20 protein-coding genes are annotated in these 20,714 nt (G+C 72.4%); 8 read left to right on the forward strand and 12 right to left on the reverse strand.

Going from position 1 to position 20,714, the window contains the following annotated elements; all coding sequences use genetic code 11:
• Positions 1–103 precede the first annotated feature (103 nt).
• Entirely contained in the window at positions 104–1,066 is a 963-nt protein-coding gene (locus AB0C87_RS13115) for a LysR family transcriptional regulator (protein ID WP_345175900.1), read from the forward strand.
• On the opposite strand, the gene AB0C87_RS13120 is transcribed toward AB0C87_RS13115, so the two are convergent.
• From AB0C87_RS13120 to AB0C87_RS13145, 6 genes are all read right to left on the reverse strand, one after another.
• Positions 1,059–1,925, reverse strand: a complete 867-nt coding sequence (locus AB0C87_RS13120; RefSeq protein ID WP_360577545.1) for a nitrilase-related carbon-nitrogen hydrolase — start codon at positions 1,923–1,925, stop codon at positions 1,059–1,061. The two genes, AB0C87_RS13115 and AB0C87_RS13120, sit on opposite strands and share 8 nt — an antisense overlap.
• 43 nt (positions 1,926–1,968) lie before the next feature.
• On the reverse strand, positions 1,969–3,159 hold the full coding sequence (locus tag AB0C87_RS13125) for an ester cyclase (protein ID WP_360577547.1): 1,191 nt from the start codon (positions 3,157–3,159) through the stop codon (positions 1,969–1,971).
• The gene (locus AB0C87_RS13130) at positions 3,156–4,133 is read right to left on the reverse strand and encodes an ABC transporter substrate-binding protein (RefSeq protein ID WP_345175904.1); all 978 of its coding nucleotides are present in this window, start codon (positions 4,131–4,133) and stop codon (positions 3,156–3,158) included. The genes AB0C87_RS13125 and AB0C87_RS13130 overlap by 4 nt, the downstream gene beginning before the upstream one ends.
• Before the next feature lie 8 nt (positions 4,134–4,141).
• Positions 4,142–5,233, reverse strand: a complete 1,092-nt coding sequence (locus AB0C87_RS13135) for an ABC transporter permease (protein ID WP_353830999.1) — start codon at positions 5,231–5,233, stop codon at positions 4,142–4,144.
• Complete coding sequence (locus AB0C87_RS13140; protein ID WP_353831000.1) at positions 5,230–6,003, reverse strand: ATP-binding cassette domain-containing protein; 774 nt, start codon at positions 6,001–6,003, stop codon at positions 5,230–5,232. Before AB0C87_RS13140 ends, AB0C87_RS13135 begins: the two co-directional genes overlap by 4 nt.
• 267 nt (positions 6,004–6,270) lie before the next feature.
• The gene (locus AB0C87_RS13145; RefSeq protein ID WP_360577550.1) at positions 6,271–7,197 is read right to left on the reverse strand and encodes a LysR substrate-binding domain-containing protein; all 927 of its coding nucleotides are present in this window, start codon (positions 7,195–7,197) and stop codon (positions 6,271–6,273) included.
• 272 nt (positions 7,198–7,469) lie between these two features.
• Here AB0C87_RS13145 and hisD point away from each other — a divergent pair, with 272 nt between their 5' ends.
• Positions 7,470–8,777 carry a histidinol dehydrogenase gene (hisD, locus tag AB0C87_RS13150; RefSeq protein WP_360577552.1) on the forward strand — a complete coding sequence of 436 codons (1,308 nt, stop codon included), beginning with the start codon at positions 7,470–7,472 and terminating at the stop codon, positions 8,775–8,777.
• A gap of 118 nt (positions 8,778–8,895) precedes the next feature.
• On the opposite strand, the gene AB0C87_RS13155 is transcribed toward hisD, so the two are convergent.
• The gene (locus AB0C87_RS13155; protein ID WP_360577554.1) at positions 8,896–11,673 is read right to left on the reverse strand and encodes a LuxR C-terminal-related transcriptional regulator; all 2,778 of its coding nucleotides are present in this window, start codon (positions 11,671–11,673) and stop codon (positions 8,896–8,898) included.
• Positions 11,674–11,909: 236 nt separating this feature from the next.
• Here AB0C87_RS13155 and AB0C87_RS13160 point away from each other — a divergent pair, with 236 nt between their 5' ends.
• Positions 11,910–12,266, forward strand: a complete 357-nt coding sequence (locus AB0C87_RS13160; protein ID WP_345175917.1) for a VOC family protein — start codon at positions 11,910–11,912, stop codon at positions 12,264–12,266.
• A 49-nt stretch (positions 12,267–12,315) separates the two neighbouring features.
• Positions 12,316–12,939, forward strand: coding sequence for a glyoxalase (locus tag AB0C87_RS13165; protein WP_360577556.1), 624 nt, complete (start codon positions 12,316–12,318; stop codon positions 12,937–12,939).
• 101 nt (positions 12,940–13,040) lie between these two features.
• Here AB0C87_RS13165 and AB0C87_RS13170 read toward each other — a convergent pair whose 3' ends face one another.
• Entirely contained in the window at positions 13,041–14,285 is a 1,245-nt protein-coding gene (locus AB0C87_RS13170; protein ID WP_360577558.1) for an ATP-binding protein, read from the reverse strand.
• 215 nt (positions 14,286–14,500) lie between these two features.
• Between AB0C87_RS13170 and AB0C87_RS13175 the strand changes: the two genes are divergently transcribed.
• Together AB0C87_RS13175 and AB0C87_RS13180 are read left to right on the forward strand one after the other, a co-directional pair.
• Entirely contained in the window at positions 14,501–16,312 is a 1,812-nt protein-coding gene (locus AB0C87_RS13175) for a glycoside hydrolase family 15 protein (protein ID WP_345175924.1), read from the forward strand.
• Positions 16,309–16,797, forward strand: coding sequence for a hypothetical protein (locus tag AB0C87_RS13180; protein WP_345175926.1), 489 nt, complete (start codon positions 16,309–16,311; stop codon positions 16,795–16,797). The genes AB0C87_RS13175 and AB0C87_RS13180 overlap by 4 nt, the downstream gene beginning before the upstream one ends.
• Positions 16,798–16,821: 24 nt before the next feature.
• Here AB0C87_RS13180 and AB0C87_RS13185 read toward each other — a convergent pair whose 3' ends face one another.
• Both AB0C87_RS13185 and AB0C87_RS13190 read right to left on the reverse strand, forming a co-directional pair.
• Complete coding sequence (locus AB0C87_RS13185; RefSeq protein WP_345175927.1) at positions 16,822–17,334, reverse strand: NUDIX domain-containing protein; 513 nt, start codon at positions 17,332–17,334, stop codon at positions 16,822–16,824.
• Positions 17,331–17,771 carry an SRPBCC family protein gene (locus tag AB0C87_RS13190; protein WP_360577561.1) on the reverse strand — a complete coding sequence of 147 codons (441 nt, stop codon included), beginning with the start codon at positions 17,769–17,771 and terminating at the stop codon, positions 17,331–17,333. Before AB0C87_RS13190 ends, AB0C87_RS13185 begins: the two co-directional genes overlap by 4 nt.
• Positions 17,772–18,001: 230 nt before the next feature.
• Here AB0C87_RS13190 and AB0C87_RS13195 point away from each other — a divergent pair, with 230 nt between their 5' ends.
• Positions 18,002–18,679 (forward strand): DUF4386 domain-containing protein, encoded by a 678-nt coding sequence (locus AB0C87_RS13195; protein WP_345175932.1) that lies wholly within the window; start codon positions 18,002–18,004, stop codon positions 18,677–18,679.
• A gap of 113 nt (positions 18,680–18,792) precedes the next feature.
• Here the strand turns inward: AB0C87_RS13195 and AB0C87_RS13200 are convergent, their stop codons facing one another.
• The gene (locus AB0C87_RS13200) at positions 18,793–19,158 is read right to left on the reverse strand and encodes a roadblock/LC7 domain-containing protein (protein ID WP_345175933.1); all 366 of its coding nucleotides are present in this window, start codon (positions 19,156–19,158) and stop codon (positions 18,793–18,795) included.
• Positions 19,159–19,196: 38 nt separating this feature from the next.
• A complete protein-coding gene (locus tag AB0C87_RS13205; RefSeq protein ID WP_345175935.1) occupies positions 19,197–19,562 on the reverse strand; it encodes a hypothetical protein in 366 nt (121 codons plus the stop codon).
• Positions 19,563–19,751: 189 nt separating this feature from the next.
• On the opposite strand from AB0C87_RS13205, the gene AB0C87_RS13210 reads away from it, so the two are divergent.
• On the forward strand, positions 19,752–20,621 hold the full coding sequence (locus AB0C87_RS13210) for a hypothetical protein (RefSeq protein WP_360577563.1): 870 nt from the start codon (positions 19,752–19,754) through the stop codon (positions 20,619–20,621).
• The last annotated feature ends 93 nt before the right edge of the window (positions 20,622–20,714 follow it).

A 20,714-nucleotide genomic window follows, 5' to 3' on the forward strand; every position in this document is an offset into this window, starting at 1 on the left:
CGTCCGCGGGCGCCCGGCGGGGAATGCGTCCCATGGACAGGCTAGGGAGCGCGACAGAACAGGACTAGACCGACTTATCCCACATTTGCCATAGGGTTCCCCTGTGACTCTGAACCAGCTGCGCGCGTTCCTGCTCACCGTCCGGACGGGATCCTTCACCGCCGCCGCGGCGGAGCTGAAGATGGCGCAGGCGTCGGTGTCGGAGCTCATCCGCCGGATGGAGGAGGAGGCCGGGCTGGCGCTGTTCATCCGGGGCGGCCGCCGCCTCGTGCTGACCTCGGCCGGCGCGGAGCTGCTGCCGTTCGCCGAGCAGGCCGTCTCCTCGGTGGACGAGGGGCGCGCGGCGCTGCGGTCCATCGGCTCCCTGGACGGCGGCGAGGTGACCTTCGGCCTGCTGCGCAACGCCTCCTTCTACCTGCTGCCCGACCTGGCCCAGCAGTTCCACGAGGCGTTCCCGAACGTCCGGCTCCGGCTCGTCGGGCAGAACTCCAGCGAGGTCGCCGCGGCCGTCTCCAAGGGAGAGCTGGAGGCCGGCCTGGTCGTGCTGCCGGTGGACGACGCGGGGCTGCGGGTGACGCCGCTCATCCGCGACGAGGTCTTCTACGCCAGCGCCGACCCCGAGCGGCTCGCGGCGCCCATGACGATCCGCCGCATGGCGGAGGCCGACCTGGTCATGTACGACGCCCGGTACGGCTGGTCCGACCCGACCCGCCGCCAGATCGCCGAACGGGCCCAGCTGGAGGGGCTGCGGATCGACCCGATCATCGAGGTGGAGCACGTGGAGGCGGCGCTGGCCCTGGTCGCCCGGGGCGTCGGGGACACGTTCATCTCCCGGGCCGTCGCCGACAGCCCGTTCTGCCCGCCCGAGGTCGGGACCGTCCCGTTCGCCGAACCGCTGTACGACACCATCGCCTTCATCCAGCGCACCTCGTCGGTGCTGTCGCCGGGGGCCCGGGAGCTGGCGCGGCGCGCGCGGAGCACCCTGCTGGCCGGGATCAACGACCCGGCCCAGCGCGTCTACCCGGCGACGGGAGGGACGGCCAGGCGCCGCCCCGGCGTCAGCTGACCTCGGCGCCGCCGGGCGACGCGTGACCTGGCCGCACGATCTCCCCGTACAGCTCGGGCCGCCGGTCGGCGATGACGTCGGCCAGGTCGGTGAGCCGCTTGGCTCGTGCCGCGGGGAGGTCGAGGTCGGCCGTCGCGTGGCCGTCCTGCGCGTCGGTGCTCGCCCGGACCCAGCCGTCCGGGTCGACGAGGGAGGTGCCCCGCGTCCACCGCTCCCCGCGCTCCAGCCCGGAGCGGTCGCAGCAGGCGACGAAGACGCGGCTGGCCCGGGCGGCGGCCATCGCGGCCACCACCTCCGGCGGGCGCTCGCCGTCCGGGCGCGGCACCACCGGCCAGTTCGTCGGCACCGCGACGAGGTCGGCGCCCCGCAGCGCCAGGGCGCGGGGCATCTCGGGGAACTCCAGGTCGTAGCAGATCAGCACGCCGATCCGGCCGTACGCGGTGTCGAGCACGGGCGGTTCCGCACGGCCGGGCGTGAACAGCGTCTTCTCGCGGTCCCACAGGTGGACCTTTCGGTAGACGGCGCGCACCCCCGTTCCGTCCAGCACCATGGCGCTGTTGTGGACGAGGCCGTCCGGGCCCCTCTCGCAGAATCCGGCGACGACCACGGCGTCACCCTGGGCCGCTTCGTCCGACCACGCCGCGAGCCGCGGATCGTCCGCACCGATGGACGCGGCCCGGGCCTCATCCGCGCTCGCGAACAGGTAGCCGGAGGTCGCCAGCTCGGGAAGCACGACGATCCGCGCGCCGTTCGCGACGGCGGCGCGGATCGCCGAACGGGCGCGCCGGATGTTGCCGGCCAGGTCGCCGAGGACGGGCGCGAGCTGCACGCACGTCACCCGGGTCACCGTCGATGCCATCTCCATGTCCCCCGATCGCCCTCCATGTCCCCCGATCGCCGGGTCAGAGCAGCGCGGCGGGCTCGTCCCGGAGGAGTTGCGCCATCACGTCGAACTCGTTGAACAGCGCCCACTCCTCAACGATCTCACCGTTCCGGACGTACAGCTGCGACATGCCCCAGATGTGCACCTGGCGGCCCGTCGGCGCGCCGTACAGCGAGTAGCCCTTGTGGGTGCCCGCGCCGCCCCAGCGCACACTGACCCTGTAGCCCTCGTCCGGATTGCCCATCCAGTAGACCTCGTCCACGTGGACGCCGAGGTCCGGGAACGTCGCCAGCAGCGCGCGGGCCATCGACCTCACCTGCGCCCTGCCGTACCCCTGCCGGTTGGTGGCGCCGTACCAGCGGACGTTCTGCGCGTAGAACCGGTCGACGGTGCTCAGGTCGCGGCGGTTGTAGGTGTTGTGGAAGAGGGCGCGGACCCACTCCTCCACGTCGAACGGGCCGGAGGTGTCGGGCTCGGCGACGGCGACGGGCTTGCGCCCGCCCCGCAGCCGTTCCACCTCGGTCTGCTCGCGTTCGGTGTACGGCCGCAGCGCGCCGGCGTTGCCGAACTCCCGCGCGCAGGCCGCCACGTCGAGGCCGAGCTGCTGCAGCTTGGCCGCGGTGTTGTAGAGGACCCACTCCTCGTAGATCTCGTTGTCCCTGATGACGCAGTTGGCGATGACCCAGGTGTTGAGGCGGCGGTGGGTCGGCGGGCCCCACCGCCAGTGGCCGGTGTGGTCGCCGATGTTCAGCGCGCGGTGGGACGTGACGAAGCCCTGCTCGTCGTCGCCCGCCCAGATCACCTCGTCGGCGTAGTGCCGCATGTTGGGGAAGGCGGCGATCGCCTGGATCGTTCCAGCGACCATCTCCTCGATGCCGTGCCGCGGGCCGCTGTCGTCGAACACGCGGCAGCCCGGCGCGTAGGTGTCGTAGATGTAGCCGATGTCCTGGTCTTCCCAGATGCGGTGCGTGATCCGGACGATGTAGTCGACGATGTCGGTGTAGTGGTCCTCGAACCCGCGCAGCGACTGCTTCCGCCGGCTGTAGTCGCCGTCGGGAAGGGTGGCGCCCCGGCCCTCCGACAGGGCGATCGAGAAGTCCGCGGGCATGACGCGTCCGGTGGAGGACACCTCCGGCGCGGGCCGCGGGGACTTCTCCCCACCGCGCGGCTCCCCGGACTCGATGGGCACGTCCCTGCCGGTCTCCGTCACTTGCCGCACTCTTTCTTGTACACGTACTTCTGCACTTCCGGCGTGGCCAGGTTCTCGGGGGTCGCGAAGACGAGGTCGGAGTTCTGGTCGCGCGGCACCGGCTTGCCCGCCACCGCGTCCAGAGCCGACTGCACGCCGATCTGGCCCTCCTGGTAGGGGTGCTGGACGATGGTCCCGGCCATCTGCTTGCCGTTGAGCGCCGTCTCGATGGGCCCGGAGATGTCGAAGCCGATGAGCTTGACCTTCCCCGTCCGTCCCGATTCACGCAGGCCGGTGACGGCGCCCTCCGAGTTGGTGGTCGACATGGCGTAGATGCCGGTGAGCCTCGGGTTGGACGAACTGGCGCTGGAGGCGATCGAGGACGCCTTGGCGGTCTCGTTCTTGCTGTACTGGGTGCCGAGGTACTTCATCCCCGGGTACTTCTTCAGCTGGTCGGTGAACCCCTTGGCGCGCGCCTCGCCGAGCGGGTTGCCCGGGTCGTTGTTCAGCCCCATGACCTCGCCCTTGCCGCCGGTGGCCTTCGCCATCTCGTCCGCGGCGAGCGCGCCGCCCTTGAGGTTGTTGGAGATGATGTTGGTCGTCATGATCGAACGGTCGTCCACGTCGCCGTCCACGCCGATGATCTTGATGCCGGCGGCCTTGGCGAGCTTCAGCGGCGGGATCAGCGCCTTGGAGTCGGCCACCGAGATCATGATCGCGTCCGGCTTGTCCGCCACCAGCGCGTTGACGATCGCCGACTGCTTCGCGGGGTCGAACTCGGGCGGGCCCTGCACGTCCAGCTTGGCGCCGAGTTCCTTCGCCTTCTCCTGCGCCCCGCACGCGACGGTGTTGTAGAAGGGGATGCCGGTCACGGCCGGGACGTAGACGATCCGCTTCTGGCCCGAGGCCGCGTCCGCCCCGGAGCCGCAGGCGGTGAGGGCCAGGGCGGCCACCCCGGCCGCCGCGGACAGCCGCAACGCGGTGCTGTTTCTCATGAGGTCTCCTAGCTGCGATCGCGACGGGCGCGCTTGAGGTGGTCGACGTAGACGGCCGCGATCAGCACGAAGCCGATGACGACCTGCTGCCAGTAGGGCTGGACGTGGGTGACGACGAAGCCGTTCTGGAGGACGGCGGGGATGAAGATGCCGACGACGGTGCCGAGGATGGTGCCGATGCCGCCGAACAGGCTCGTCCCGCCGAGCACGACCCCGGTGATGACCTGCAGCGCGTCGGTGGCGTGGCCGGAGATCGTGGTGGTGGCGAAGCGGGTGAGCGACATCGCGCCCGCCACCCCGGCGAGGCCGCCGCTGACGGCGTACAGCTTGATCAGGTGCCGGTTCACGTTGATGCCGGCGCGGCGGGCCGACTCCGCGTTGGAGCCGACGAGGTAGGTGTGGCGGCCGAACCGGGTGTAGGCGAGGATCAGGCCGCCGACCAGTGCGGTGATCGCGGCGACGTAGACCAGCCAGCTGAAGCCGAGCGGCCGGGACGTGGTGATCTTCAGCAGCGCGTCCGGCACGGTGGTGACGTCGTTGCCGCCCGTCATGATCTGGGACGCGCCGAGCGCGGCGCCCATCGTGCCGAGCGTGGTGATCAGGGCGGGGACCTTCAGCAGCGCGATGCACGCGCCGTTCAGCACGCCCCAGGCGATGCCGGCGAGCACCGCCGCCGCCATACCGGCGACCACGACGAGGGCGCCGTCGCCGCCGATCGCGGACATCGTCTTGGCCATCACCACGCCGGAGAACACCAGCACCGACCCGATCGACAGGTCGAAGCCGCCCGCCACCATCACGTACGTCATGCCGACGGCCATGACCAGCAGCACCGAGATGTCCAGCGAGACGTTGCGGCCCGTCGCGGCGGTGGGGAACGCCTCCGGTCGCAGCATGGAGAACAGCAGGACGAGCAGCGCCAGCACCAGGCCCATGTAGGCCGGCGAGGTGGACAGGAACCTGCGCAGCGGAGACCGGTGAGCGATCTTCAGAGCGCCGCTCGCGTCGTCCGCGCCGGTCGCGTCCGTGCCGTTCGAGGGGTCCAGGGCCGTCTCGTCGGCGGCTTCCGCCGGGGTGGCCGGCGCGGGGGTCTCGGTCATGCGGCCTTCCCTTCCAGAGCGCCGGTCATCGCGCCGACCAGCTGTTCCACGGTCGTCTCCGCCGCCCGGTACTCGGCGACGCGCCGGCCGAGCCGCAGCACCTGGACGCTGTCGGCGACCTGGAGCACCTCGGGCATGTTGTGGCTGATCAGCACGACCGCGATCCCCTTGTCCGCGACCCGCCGGATCAGCTCCAGGACCTTGCCGGTCTGCCGGACGCCGAGGGCCGCGGTCGGCTCGTCCATGAAGATCACCTTGTCGGCCCACATCACCGACCGGCAGATCGCGACGCTCTGCCGCTGGCCGCCCGACAGCGCGGCGACCGGCGCCTCGATGTCCTTGACGTCGGTGCCCATGTCGACGAACGCCTGGCGGGCCCGGTCCCGCATGGTCCTGCGGTCGAGAACGCCGAGCCGTCCGAGGAGGCCGGGTCTGAGCAGCTCCCGCCCGGCGAAGACGTTCTCGGCCGAGCCGAGTTCCGGAGCGAGGGCGAGGTCCTGGTAGACGGTCTCGATGCCCATGTCGTGGGCGCTCTCCGGCGAGCTGAAGGTCACCCGCTCACCGTCCAGCAGGATCTCCCCCGCGTCCGGGCCGAGCGCACCTGAGAGGATCTTGACCAGGGTGCTCTTGCCGGCTCCGTTGTCCCCGATCAGGGCCGTCACCTCACCGCGGGCGACGGCGAAGTCGACTCCCCGGAGCACCTCCACGTGCCCGTAGCTCTTGCCGATGCCGCGGGCCTGGAGTAGCGGGTCCGCCATCTGTGATCTCACCGACCTTTCCTTCGGTCCGGGGCCGCGGACCGACCTCCGCTCCCCTCGGCGGGGCGGCGGTCGCGCCGCGCCGACCCGGTCGCCGCCGGCGGGTCGCCGAGCCGGCGGGGAGGGCCGGCGTGTGCGCCGGCCCACATCGAGTGGCTTGGCGCGAAATCTACGAGCCGCCGGATCCGAAGGACAACGCCGAATGATCCTCTACCTTCCACAGGACTATCCTGTGCGTCCTCGAAAAGCCCTGTGGCGTAAGGGCTGCCGCGCCCCCGGTCAGTCCCGCGGGCCGAGGATCCGGGCGTGCGGGCCGTCCTGCGCGAGACGGTGCAGGTGGGCGCGCGCGAGCCGGATGAACTCGGCGGTCGCCGCCGACAGGCGCGCGCCGCGCCGCTGGATCACCGCGATCTCGTCGTGCAGCGGCTCCTCCAGCGAAGCGCTGTGGAGGCCGGGATCGAGCGTGCGCAGGACGGTGCTCGCCGCGATGGTGTCGCCGAGCCCCCTCCGGACGAGCTCCAGCGCGCCCTCCACCCGCTCGACCTCGACGTACGGCGCCATGGTCAACCCGCGCGTCTGCATCCGCGTCGCGAGCTGGCGCCGGGTCGGGTCCACCGCGGCCCATGCGGCGTCGTAGAGGATCAACCGCTCCCGGGCCAGCCGTTCCAGCGGCACCGGACCGCCCGCCCGCCGCGGGTCGGCGCTGACGTAGCGCACCTCGTCCCGCAGGATCGAGTCGACGGTCAGGCTCTCGTCGTCGACCGGCAGGACGACCAGTCCCGCCTCCAGCCGTCCGGCCCGGACGGCGTCGGCGACCTCGGCGCTGTTCTGCCCCGGGAGACGGAGGCGCACCCGCGGATGCTCCCGCAGGAAGGTCTCGACCAGGGGGCCCACCAGGTAGTAGTCCGCGTTGCGGAACAGGCCGAAGCTCGCGAGCCCGCCCCTGAGGCCGCGGACGTCGGCCACCGCCCGCTCCGCCTCCTCGGCCGCCCGCAGGGTCGCGCGGGCCTGGGGCAGCAGCGCCCGGCCCGCGTCGGTGAGCTGCAGCACGCGCCCGCGCTCGAACAGGGCCGTGCCCACATGCCGCTCCAGGCGACGGATCTGCTCCGAGACCGACGGCGTCGCCAGGCGCAGCCGCTCGGCCGCGGCGGAGAACGAGCCCGCTTCCACCGCGGAGACGAAGTACAGCAACTGGATCAGCGTCATTAAGGAATTGCCTTCCGCTTCCTAAGGAAAGAGAGGCTACCCCTTCGCAAAGCAGGTCGGCTAACCTCGCGGCAACCGGGCAGTCGCGTGCGGCGGCCGTGCTCGGCTCGGCGTCCCCGCCCCCCGCTCCTCGCCTGGACCACCGGGGCCGACCACGCCCTTCGACCCGCCCCGGCTTCGCGCGAGGGCCGTCCGCCCCGCGTGAAAGTCCGGCCCATGACGGGCGGGCCGCCAGCCTTCCCCTCCGACCCTCTCGTTTAAGGAGTTCCACCGTGCGTGTTCCCGCCGGCGACGTGACCCTGATCAAGAAGCCGCTGAAGGTCGCCTCCAGCGCCGTCGACCCGCAGGTCCGCGACCGGGTGAGCGAGATGCTGTCGACGATCGAGAGGGACGGCATGGACGCCGTCCGCCGGTACTCCCGCGAACTGGACGACTGGGACCCCGAATCCTTCGAGGTCACCGCCGACGAGGCCCGGGCGAGGGCCGACCTCGACCCGAAGCTGCGGGAGAGCATCGACTTCGGCATCGAGCAGGTCGCCGGGTTCGCGGCCCGCCAGCTCGCCACCCTCACCGACTTCGAGGCCGAGACGCTGCCCGGGGTGGTTCTCGGGCAGCGGCAGATCCCGCTCGCCCACGTCGGCGCCTACGCGCCCGCCGGGCGGGTCCCGATGCTGGCCAGCCCGTTCATGACGGTGAAGGTTCCCAAGGTCGCCGGAGTGGACCGTGTCATCGCGTGCACCCCGCCGCGCGCCGGCCGCGGCGTGCACGCGCCGACGCTGTACAGCCTCACCGCGTCCGGCGCGGACGCCGTCTACTGCCTCGGCGGGGTCCAGGCCGTCGCGGCGATGGCGTTCGGCCTGCTGGACGGCGCCGGCCCGGTGGACAAGCTCGTCGGCCCCGGCAACGCCTTCGTCGCCGAGGCCAAGCGGCAGCTGTACGGCCAGGTCGGCATCGACATGATCGCCGGACCGTCCGAGGTCGCGGTGATCGCCGACGACTCGGCCGACCCCGAACTGGTCGCCGCGGACCTGCTCGGCCAGGCCGAGCACGGCCCGACCTCGCCCGCCGCCCTGATCACGACCAGCCTCGCCATGGCGGAGGCGGTCGTCGCCGAGATCGACCGCCAGCTCGTCGACCTGGAGAAGGCCGGAGGGGCGGAGGTTCCGGGCGCGGCCTGGCGCGACTACGGCTTCGTGCTGCTCGCCGCCGACCACGAGGACGCCGTCCGGCTGAGCGACCTCCTCGCGGCCGAGCATCTGGAGGTGCACACCGACCGCGACGACTGGTACCTGAAGAACCTGCGCAACTACGGTTCGCTGTTCGTCGGGCAGCGCGCGACCGTCGCCTTCAGCGACAAGGTGATCGGCACGAACCACGTGCTCCCCACCGCCGGCGCGGGCCGCTACACGGGCGGCCTGTCCGTCGCGTCCTTCCTGAAGACGGTGACCTGGCAGCGGATCGACACCGACGAGGGGATCCGCACGGTCGCGCCGCACGTCGTCACCATCTCGCAGGCCGACCTCATGCCCGCGCACGAGGCCACCGCCGCCAAGCGGCTGGAGCGCCTGCCCCGCGACTGAGGCCGCCGCAGGCCCCGACGAGGCCGGATCCACATGGAGGGGTGGTTCTGCACCGGGCAGAACCACCCCGCCTGGCCGGACGGGGAAGAGCTGCGGCGCCCGTTCGGGTTCCGTCCGGTCAGCGGACGGCCGCGGGGGCGAGGCCGAGAGCGGTGAGGGCGCGCGTTCCCTGGACGGCGTGGTCGCCGCCCGCGAGCAGCAGGGTGCGGGCCGACTGGTAGCGGCAGCCCGCGGCGTCGAAGGCGTCCACCGTGGCGAGCAACCGCTCCCGGGCGCCGTCGAGGAGCGCCCCGGCGCGTTCCACGATCGCCCCGGCGACCGGGTCACCGGCGGTGATCTCGCGGGCGTCGGCCAGGCGTTCGCGTGCGTCGGGTCCTCCCGCGAGGACCGTGGCCTCCGCGCGCAGGGCCACGTACCAGTGGAGCCAGATCCAGGTGACCCACCTCCACACCTCGCCGGGGCCGGGAGCCAGCCGCTCCATCGCCTCCGGCGCCTGCCCGTTGTGGAGCAGCAGCATCGCGTCGAACACCGCGCCGTGGCCATGGGTCCGGTTCGGTGACGTGCCGAACCGCCCCAGGATCGTGTTCCACTCGTTCCGGGCGTCCTGATCTCCGCGGAGGCCGTGGATCATCGCGACGGCGGTCACCGCCGGTTCGAGCTCCGGCCACACGGGGCTGCCGCTCCGCCGCCACCCGTCCAGGAACCGGACGGCGCCGGTGAGCACGCCCTCGGCGTCGCCCGCCAGCGCGTCGGCGACCAGCTGCCAGCTCGTCGCGCGGTGTCCCACCTCGGCGAGCGACGGGTGATCCGCGAGGAGTCTCGCCCAGTGCCGGGCGTCGGGCAGGTCCCCGACACCGATGCCGGTCTGGGCGGCCTCGCCGAGGGCCTGGACGAGCTCGTGGGCGACAGCGGGCGTGGTCGGCGCGGACGACAGGAGGGTGACGCGGCGGCGGGCCGTGGCCGCGGCGGCGAACGCGTCGCCGACCCAGCTCTGGACGGCGGAGAGCGCGTCGAGCGCGGCGGACTCGGCGGACGGGACGCGGGTGCGGTGGGCGAGCCCGACCGCGTCCTCGGCGCGCGCGAGCGTCCGCGCGACAGCCTCGTCGTGCGGGTCCTGGTCGGCGCCGAACGCGTCGGCGACCGACGCGGCCTCGGCCAGCGCGACGGCCGCCCGCGCGACGGGGTCGTCTCCGGCGTGCTCGCGCGCCTCGGCGATCAGCGCGAGCGTCTCCTCCGGGGGCGGCGTCCGGACGAACGTGCCCGAGAAGCGGAACACGGTGGTCGCGGCGGTCGCCAGGTCGGCGGCGGCGCGGGCGGTGTCGCCGGACCGGCGGGCGGCGTCCGCGGCGGCCCGGTGCAGCCGGTACATGTCGTCTCCGTGCATGCGGCACCCGGCGACGGCGGCGGCGTGCCGGAGCGCCGCCGCGGCCCCGGCCGGTTCCCCGGCCAGCGCGGCGGCCTGCTCGTACCGCTGCTGGGACTCCCCGACCAGGTTGCGGGTGAAGGCGAGTTCCGCCAGGCGGAGCGCGAGATCGTGCGCGTCCGCGCGGTGGTCCGGCTGTTCGGCCGCCCAGGCGAGGGCGGAGCGGAGGTCGTCGGCGGCGGCGTCGAAGCGGGGCCGCCAGTCCGTTCCGGCGGCGCCGGTGAGGCTCGCGGCCGTCGCCAGGCACCAGCGGAGGTGCCGGGCGCGGACGCCGTCCAGCTCACCGGCTTCGGTGAGCCGCTCGACCCCGTACTGGCGGATCGTCTCCAGCGCCCGGTACTCGGTCGCGCCCGCGGACGCCCGCACCAGCAGCAGGCTCTGTTCCGCCAGGCGGGCCAGCCCTTCGACCACCACCCCCTGCTCGGCCCCGGCCACTTCCGCCGCCGCCGCGGCGGTGAACGGCGCGACGAACACCGACACCCGGCGCAGGAGCTCCCGGTCGGCCGGTTCGAGCAGGGTGTGGCTCCAGTCCACCGCCGCCCGCACCGAGCGGTGCCGGTCGTCGGCGCGGGGGCCTCCGGCGAGCGTCCGCAGGGGGTGGGACAGGGCCGCGGTGAGACCGTCCAGCCCGAGCGTGGGGTACCGGGCGGCGGCCAGCTCGATCGACAGCGCCATGCCGTCGAGCCGCTCGCAGATCGAGCGGATGTGCTCGTGCAGCGGAGGATCCAGCGGCCAGCCGATCGCCGTCGCCCGCTCCTTGAACAGCGCGACCGCGTCCGACTCCCCGTCGGACAGCGACAGCGGCGGGACGGCGTACACCCGCTCGAACGGCACCATCAGCCGGGCCCGGCTCGTCGCCAGCACCGTCACCTGGGGGCACGCCGCGAGCAGCCGCTCCAGGAACAGCGCCACGCCGTCCCGCACCTGCTCGCAGTTGTCCAGGACGAGCAGGGCGCGCCGGTCGGCCAGCGCGGCGGCCACCGACTCGGTCATGCCGCGGCCGGGCTGCTCGCCGAGACCGAGGGCGCCGGCGACCGCGTCCGCGACCATGCCCGGGTCGGTGACGGGCACCAGATCGACGAACCAGACCCCGTCCGCGAACGCGCCCGCGGCGTCCGCCGCGACGGCCAGTGCGAGCCGGGTCTTGCCCACGCCTCCCGGTCCCACCGCGGTCACCTGCCGATGCTTCCCGATCACCTCGGCCAGCTCGGCGCGCTCGCTCGCCCGCCCGACGAACGAGGTGAGCGGGGCCGGCAGGACGGGCGCCGGCCGCGACGCGCCGGCGGCGCGGCCGCCCGCGGCGGCCCGCCCGGCGAGCGCCCGCCGGTCCGGGACGTCCAGCTTCCGCAGCAGGGCGGAGACGTGGCTCTCGGCGGTGCGGACGGAGATGAACAGCCGCGCCGCGATCTCGGCGTTGCTGAGATGCTCCCCGACCAGCTCCAGCACCTCGGCTTCCCGGGGCGAGATATCCACTGTCGCTACCACTGTCCCATTCTGTCGCAAGCGCCCCGCTCCCCGTTCCGTGCCCGCGTTGCGTGAGGGCGAGTGCGTAGGCGGGTGCGTAGGGGCGGGTGCGTAGGGGCGGGGTGCGTAGGGGCGGGTGCGTAGCCGGTTCCGTAGTCGCCACGGATGTGGCCGGGGCGGCCTCGGCGCGAGGCTGTGTGCAGTTGAACAGCGGGTCGACGCGGCCCCCGACTCCAGGAGTGACCATGAACGGCTCCCCCGTCCGCGGGATCAGGACCGTGCTGCATCCCGTGAGCGACCTGACCAAGGCCAAGGCGGTGTACACCGCCCTTCTCGGCCAGGCCCCGCAGACGGACTCGTCCTACTACGTCGGATTCGAGGTCGGGGGCCAGCACATCGGGCTGGTCCCGGACGGCGGCCCGCAGGGCATGACCTCGCCGGTGGCCTACTGGCACGTGCCGGACATCGAGGCGAAGCTCGCCGAGCTGACCGCCGCCGGCGCGGCCGTCAAGGAGGCCGCGCACGACGTCGGCGCCGGACGGCTGGTCGCCACCGTCACCGACCAGGACGGCAACGTCCTCGGGCTGATCCAGGACCGCTGAGCACGACCGTCGCCACCGGACGAAGACCACCTAACGAGAAAGAAGCATCATGATCTCCTTCGCATCCGTCACCCTGGAAGTCTCCGACCCCGCGGCCGCGGAGGCCTTCTACGAGGCCTTCGGCATCGCCGACCGCGTGAACGTCCGCGCCTCGGACGAGCCGGCCATGGGATTCCGCGGCTTCGCGCTGTCGCTCGTCGCGTCCCAGCCCGGCAACGTCGACGCCCTCATCGGCGCCGCCGTCGACGCCGGCGCCACGACGCTGAAGCCCGCCACGAAGTCCTTCTGGGGCTACGGCGGCGTCGTCCAGGCCCCGGACGGGACGATCTGCAAGGTCGCGTCCTCCAAGAAGAAGGACTCCGCGCCCCCCGCCCGGGAGTTCGACCAGATCGCGTTGCTGCTGGGGGTCGCGGACGTCAAGGCGAGCAAGCGGTTCTACGTCGACCGCGGTCTGGCCGTCGCCAAGAGCTTCGGGGGCAAGTACGCCGAGTTCGACACCCCGTCCTCGGCCGTCACGCTGGCGCTCTACCCGCTCCGCGCCCTGGCCAAGGACATCGGAGTCCCCCAGGACGGCACCGGCTCGCACCGGCTCGTGCTCGCCGGCGGCGACGAGGCCTTCACCGACCCGGACGGCTTCGCCTGGGAGGCCGCGCCCGCCCGGACCCTGGCCTGAAGCCGCGTGGACCTCGCCGCTCCGCCCAGGCTCGGGCGGAGCCGAGGCCGGCCAGGCCCGGCGCCTCGGTGGCGGTGCTGCCGGAGCACCGTACAGCGAGCCTAGAAGCCGTCGTGAGGCTCCTGGAGGGGCAGTCGCAGCGTGAAGCGAGTGCCGGGCGAGTGGTCGGCGATGTGCAGGCTGCCGTCGTGGGCCTGGGCGATCTGGCGGGCTATGGGCAGGCCCAGTCCGCTGCCCTCGGGATCGAACCGGCGGGCGTCGGCGCGCCGGAAGAATCGGCGGAAGACGCTCTCGCGCTCGTCGGCGGGGATGCCGGGCCCGTCGTCGGTGACGTTCAGGACCGCCTCCCCTCGCTCGCGGGCGACCGTCACCTCGATGCGGCTTCGGGCGTGGCGTTCGGCGTTGTCGAGCAGGTTGTTCAGCAGGCGTGTCAGCCGGACGGGCGAGACGTCCACGATGACGCCCGGCTCGGCGTCGACGGTGACCCGCACGCCCGGCGTCCGGTGTGCTTCGTCTCGGCGGTCCACTTCGGCCCGCACCAGGCGCGCAAGGTCGACCGACCTGGTGTCCAGCGGGGTGCGGGCCTCCAGCCGGGCCAGCTCCAGCAGGTCGGCGACGATGTCGCCGATGCGTTCGGCGTCGTGCAGCGCGGCGTCCAGGACCAGGCGGGAGTCGGCCTCGGGGTCGCTCAGCGCGACCTCCAGGCGGGTTCGCAGGCCGGAGACGGGGCCGCGCAGGTCATGCGAGGTGTCGGCGATGGCCTGCTGCTGGATCTCCAGGGCCCGGCGCGCCGCCTCCGCGGCGTGGCGCTCTCGCGCCTGGGCGCGCCGCAGCCGCTGGTTGACCTCCTGCAGCTCACGGGCCCGCGTGAACAGCTCGGCCTCCACCGCCTGCGTTCCCGCCGCCAGCGCCTGCCGTACCGGCTCGGCACCGGCGTCGGCCTCACGCAGTCGCTGGACGAACCCGGTGACGTCCTCCACCTGGTTGACCACCCACGCCACCCGCCCGTCCGGCCCCAGCAGCGGCGTGTTGACGATGGTCCAGTGACGCTCCTGGAACACCCCCGACCCCGCCGGTTCCTCGACGTCGTAGCGTTGCAGGCCCATCCGGTCGGCCTCGCCCTCGTTCACCACCCGTTCCAGCGAGTCCTTCAGCCGGCGGGCGCTGTCCCCCTCCGGCCCGCCGGGGAACACGTGGAACACGTACCGGCCGATCAACTGCTCGCGCGACCGCCCCGACGCCCGCTCGTACGCGCAGTTGACCGTCACGTACTCCCACTCCCGCGACAGGATCGAGCACGCTACGGGCAACGCCTGGAACAGCGCCGAGAAGTCCACATCGGCCATCTCCCACACATACGTCTCAAACCAGTATTTAGCACTCAATAGAGGGTCAATTTGCCTCTAACACCGGTTGGGGAGAATCCAGGTCGCCTCCCACACGCCTCAAAGCCGCGGCGCCGAGCGACTCGCCGTCTGAGCGCTTCAGGGCGGTGAACTGCGGGAATTCCTGGAGTCATAGGGAGGAAGCGATGGGCCGTGACCGAGTGAGGCCCTGACTCATGGCGATCGGGCGGAGCGACGGCCACGTCCCGCTGCGCGACTACGCGGTGATCGGGGACGGGCGCAGCGCCGCGCTGGTCGCCGTCGACGGGTCGGTGGACTGGCTGGGGCTGCCGTACCTGGACTCCCCCTCGGTGTTCGCCGCCGTCCTGGATCCCGTGCGAGGCGGCCGTTTCCTGCTGGAGCCGGAGGAACCGTTCACAGTCGTCCGGCGGTACCTTCCGGGCACCAACGTGCTGGAGACCACGTTCACCACCGGCCGCGGCAGTGTGCGGGTCACCGACTCCATGACGCTGGAAGGCGGCGAAACGCTGGGGCCGATGCGGGAGTTGCAACGGCGCCTCGACGGCGTGACCGGCGTCGTGCCGTTGCGGTGGAGCGTGCAGCCGCGGTTCGGTTACGGTGCCCGCCGTCCGCGGATCACACGGCGCGCCGGTGTTCCGGTGGTGGTGGCCGGCGGGGACGCGCTCGCGGTCTGCGCCTGGGACGCGGGCGAGCCGGTGTGCTCCGACCGGGCGATCAGTGGCCGCCTCGAACTGGCGGCGGGGCGGCAGGCCCTGGTGACGATGCCGTTCGCGCACCAGGAACCGCTCGTCCTGCCGACCCGGTCCGAATGCGACGCCCGTATGGAGCACACCATCGCGGCCTGGCGCGGCTGGACGCGGGAACGTTCGTACGAAGGCATGTGGCGGGACGCCGTGCTGCGCAGCGCGCTGGCGCTCAAGCTCCTGATCTTCGCTCCCTCGGGGGCGATCGCGGCCGCGGTCACCTCCTCGCTGCCGGAGCAGGTCGGAGGCGGACGCAACTGGGACTACCGCTTCTCCTGGGTCCGCGACTCGGTGTTCACCCTCGACGCGCTTCTCCGGCTGGGGTGCCCCGCCGAGGCGGACGCCTACTTCTGGTGGCTCATGCACGCCACCCAGCTCACACATCCGCGGCTGCGGGTGCTCTACCGCCTGGACGGGGGCGGCCACGCCCCGGAACGGACGCTCCCCCTGGCGGGCTACCGGGGCTCCAGGCCGGTTCGGATCGGCAACGCGGCGGGCGCCCAAGTCCAGCTGGACACCTACGGTGAGCTGCTGCAGACCGGCTGGCTGTACGCAGGCGCCGCCGGACGGCTGGACGCGGACCTCGCCCGGCGCCTGGCCGAGCTGGCCGACTTCGTCTGCGCCGCCTGGCGGCGTCCCGACTCGGGGATCTGGGAGGTCCGCAGCGAGCCCCTGCACTTCACGCACTCGAAGATGATGTGCTGGGTCGCGCTCGACCGGGCCGTCGACCTGAGCGAGCGCGGACTGATCCAGGACCGCGGTTCGGCCCGCTGGCGCCTCGCCCGCACCCAGGTGCGCGACTTCGTCGAGACGCGTTGCTTCTCGCCCCGCCGCCGCTGCTACACGCGCTCCGCCGATAGTTCGGAGCTGGACGCCGCCGTGCTGCTCGGTCTCCTCCACGGCTACGCACCGCCCGACGATCCGCGCATGCGCGCCACGGTCGACGCCGTGGGCCGCGAGCTGCGGCACGGACCGTTCGTCGACCGGTACTCCGGCGAGGACGGGTTGAGCGGTACCGAAGGCGCGTTCCTCGCGTGCTCGTTCTGGCTGGCCGAGTGCCTCGCCCGAACCGGGCGCCTCGACCAGGCCGTCGCCCTCATGGACGACCTGGTCGGCCTGGCCAACGATGTCGGCCTCTACGGCGAGGAGATCGATCCGGACACTGGCGCCTTCCTCGGGAACCTGCCCCAGGGCCTGAGCCACCTGGCGTTGATCAACGCCGCGTGCGCCATCGGCTCGGTCGCCGGGGAGGCGGTCGGGTGAGCGCCTGGGGAACCGCCGCGGGCGCCTTCGTCGCCACCCTGGTCCTGACCACCGTCCTGCGGGCCGCCAGCGAGTTCAAGCTCACCCGCGCGGACCTGCCGTTCCTGCTCGGCACCGCCCTGACCGCCAACCGGGCCCGCGCCAAGGCGATCGGCTACCTCCTGCACTTCGTCAGCGGCGAGGTGTTCGCGTTCGTCTACTACGCCGTCTTCCTCGCCATCGGCCACGCCGGCTGGGGGCTCGGGGCTCTCTTCGGTCTGGTGCACGGGATGTTCGCCGGCACCGCGCTGGTCAACATCCTGCTGCCGCTGGTCCACCCCCGAATGGGCAGCCCGTTGACCAGCGCCCCCAAGGTCGCCCTCCTGGAACCCCCCGGGTTCCTGATGCTCAACTACGGACCCAGCACACCACTGGTCACCGTCCTCGCCCACGTCGGCTACGGAGCCATAGTCGGAGGCTTCACCTCCCTCACCCCCCACGGATGACCCCGCCAACGTTCGGTGGGTTGTTCAGTGGTGCCAGGGGAGGCGGATCGGCTCGGTGGGGGTGCGGCCCGCCAGGAGGTCGGTGAGGAGTTCCGCGAGCATGAGGGGGTAGACCGGCTCTTCCACGCTCGCCAGCTCCTCGATCCGCCACCAGCGGTGGGCGCTGACGTGCTCGCGCTCGATCCGGGTGAAGCCCGTGGTGTCGATGTCGAGGGCCCGCGTGCGGAACAGGAAGAAGTCGTCCCGGAACACGCCTCGGGCCCAGCCGAGATCGGCGTAGCCGGAGGCCAGGGCGACCTGCGGGCCGAGCTCCTCCGGGGAGACGATCAGGCCGGTCTCCTCGCGCAGCTCGCGGGCGGCGGCCACGCGCAGGGTCTCGCCCTGCTCGACGCCTCCGCCCGGAGTGATCCAGCAGTGGCCCGCCTCGGGGTCGCCGGCGGCCTTCGGCCAGCGGAACAGCAGGACGCGGTCGGTGTCGTCCACCAGCAGCACACGGGCGGAGCGCCGCCGGTAGACCTCGTCGGGCGGGGCGGTCACGTGCCCAGCGCGGAGGCCAGCTTGGCCAGCTGGGCGTCGTAGATGCGCTGCAGGCCCTTGGGAGCGAACGTCCGCTCGAAGAAGCCTCCGATGCCGCCCGCTCCGTCCCAGGTGGTGGTGACGTGGACGCGCGCGCCTCCGTCGGCGGGGGTGACCGTCCACGTGGTGACCATCGAGGAGTTGGCGTCCCGCTCCACCAACCGGTCGCCCGCGGGGGCGCTCACGGTGAAGAGGCAGTCGCGCACCCGCTTGCTGGTGGCCGCCAGCTTCCAGTGCACCACCGTGCCCTCGCCCTGGCCGCCTTCCCGCACCTCGTACTCGCTGAAGTGCTCCGTCAGCATGCGGGAACGGACCCCCGTGTAGTCGCTGAGCGCTCCGAGGACCTGGTCCGGGCTCGCCTGCAACGTGCTCTCCGCGTCAACCACGACTTGTCCCATGCCGATCATCCTTTCACCGCACCGGACTGACGAGCGCATCGCCGGGCTTTCACGCCCCTTCCGAGACTACGACCCGGTACCGCCCGGTGCTCCGGATCCGGCCACCGGAGGGTGGGGACAAGGGCCGTTCGCCGTGGTTCCCTACGACTATCCCGGCAACCGGACGCGGACCGGCGCACGTCTTGGAGAGTCGCGTGGACACGAGCACATCTCGGACTCCGGAAACCTCGGTGGACGCCGTTCAGCGAAGAGCCAGAATCGCCGGTGTCTGGTTCATCCTCACCTTCGTCCTGTCGATCCCGGCGGTGCTGCTGTACGACCCGGTCCTCAACGACGCGGACTACATCGTGGGAGCGGGCGCGGACACGCAGGTGCGGGTCGGAGCACTCCTGGAGATCCTGACCGCCGTCGCGAACATCGCGACGGCGGTCGTGCTGTTCCCGATCCTGAAGCGGCAGAGCGAGAGCGTCTCCCTCGGCTACGTCGGCTCGCGGATCCTCGAATCGACCGTCATCGTGGTGGGGGTCGTCTGCGTGCTCGCCGTCGTGGCGTTGCGGCAGGACCTGTCGGGCGGAGGCGGCGCCGACGCCGCTCTGGTCGGCCGGTCACTGGTGACGTTGAAGGATCAGACGTTCCTGCTCGGCCCCGCCTTCTGCGCGGGCTTCGGCAACGGACTGCTGCTGGGCCACCTGATGTACCGGTCGGGCCTGGTGCCGCGCCCCATGGCGCTCATCGGGCTCATCGGGGGCCCCATCGCCTGCGCCACCGCGACCGCCGTCCTGTTCGGCGCCTACGAGCAGCAGTCCCCTGTGAACTTCCTGTTCACGGCGCCGGAGATCGTCTGGGAAGCGTCACTGGGGATCTGGCTCGTCACCAAGGGATTCCGCCCCTGCCCCCTCATCAATTGAGGTGGGACATCCTCGTATTCGCCATTAGTCAGAGCCTTCTCCCGCCATTGCGGGCGGCGTTCGCGCTCGCCGCTCGCAGAAGACGTCCCCGCGCCGCGAAGCACGTTCGGCGGTCAGTTCTGGGCGAGAATGGCGCCGAGGCGGTCGACGGTGGCCCGGGACTGCAGGTGCAGGTCGGCGACGTCCAGTCCCTCGTCGCCCAGCACGACGAGCAGTCCTGTGCGCTGGACGGCGTAGACCACGATGTGACCGCTCTGGCAGCGGGTCACCACCTCGCGCAGCTCGCCCATGCCGACCTCGTTCCCCGCGCTTCGGCCGAGGCCCAGCGAGGCGGCGGCGAGCGCCGCCAGGACGTCGGGCCGGACCTCGTCGGTGTCGGAGGCCACCAGCATCCCGTCGACCGACGCCACGGCGGCGTCCGTGACGCCCACGACCTGGCCACGGAGTGCCTGCAGTTCCGCCAGCACGGCTTCGCGCATACCCGTTCCCCCCAATTCGCCCCGAGACGGAGACGCGGTCAGACGCTGAGTTCGGCTTCGATGCGCCGCAGGTGGTGCCTGGCGAGCGCCAGGTTGGCGCGTTCCCGGTTGAGAGCGAGGTAGAGGAACAGGCGACCGTGGCCTCGCCCGAGGACGCGGATCAGATTGTACTGCCGGTTCAAGGTGATCAGGATGTCCTCGACGGAGTCGTCGATGGCCAGCGATTCCAGGGTCCGGACCTCGGCGCGCACGACCTCCGTGCTGCCGGCGGCCGCGATCTCCAGGTCGAGATCGGGGCCGCCTCCGAGCGACCCGAGGGACATGCCGCTGTCATAGTCGACCAGGGCCGCGCCCATAGCGCCCTCGATCGCCATGGCTTCCTTGAGCGCCGTTTCGATGTTCATACCACTCCCGACGAATTGCTTATTTCGGACGCTAATATATCCCGCGAACGGGCTTCCACAACCGGGAAGCCTCGGATTACGCCGAAGCGGCGCCGTGGCCACACTCAAAGGGGCATCAGAGAAGGCGAGAAGGGACAGATGGCATCAGAAGCGCAGCTTCCGGCAGAACGTGGGCGTGACCACGCGGGCGTGCTGATCTCGGCACTGACCCGGCGCGGCCGGCAGCGGTTCACCGGAACCCTGCGGATGGACGGGTCCCCGGGAGGCTCGGTGAGCATGCGCGACGGCCTGGTGGTGGCCGCCTCCACCCCTGCCGCGCCGGGACCCGAGCCGCTGCTGCTGCGGTCGGGGCGGATCAGCGAAGCCGACTGGACCGCCGCCTTCACCGCCGGCGCCCCCGAGGGCCGGCTGGAGCGCGAACTGGTGGTGCGCGGGCTCCTCGGCGACGCCGGCGTGCAGGTCATCACCCGCGCCGCGGTCGCCGACGCGCTGTTCGCCATGGCCCTGTGCGGGGTCCGCACCTGCACCGCCGACCCCGACGACGCCGTCCCGCTGCTCGCGTCCGATCCCGGCCTGGACGCCGAACGGGCCACCCGCGAGATCCGCCGCCGGCTCGACCTCGCCCAGTCCTGGGCCGTGCTCGGCCTGACCGTGCGGTCGAGGCCGCGGAGCGGCCGGCCCCCGGGGTCCGTGCCCGTCAACGCCCAGCGGCGGGAACTGCTCGCCAAGATCAACGGCCGCCGGACGCCCCGCGACATCGCCTTCGCCCTCGGACGCGGCCTGTTCCCGGTCATGAGCGACCTCGCCACCCTCATCGCCGACGGGCTGGCCACCTTCGAACCGCCCCTCATCGAACGGACCGAGGCCGCCCTTCCTCCGGCGCCGCGGAGCGAGCCCGTCGCCCGGACGCCGGAACCCCCGGGCGAAGGCATCCGATCGCGGACGGCCGCGCCTCCCCCGCCCCCGAACGCTCCCTCCGGGGAGCCGGCCGGGCTGCCTCGGCGCAGGCAGCGGAGCACCGGCCACGAACCGCGATTCCAGCGGAAGCCGCCCGCCTGACTCCGCGCCTTTTCCGGCGACGCCGCCTCGCGCAATGCCGGGAAAAAGAAGTCAACCCGATCATCCGGCCGAACTTGGCCACCGTGTCCCGGT

This window comes from Actinomadura sp. NPDC048021 (assembly GCF_040653135.1).
Taxonomy (GTDB): domain Bacteria; phylum Actinomycetota; class Actinomycetes; order Streptosporangiales; family Streptosporangiaceae; genus Spirillospora; species Spirillospora verrucosospora.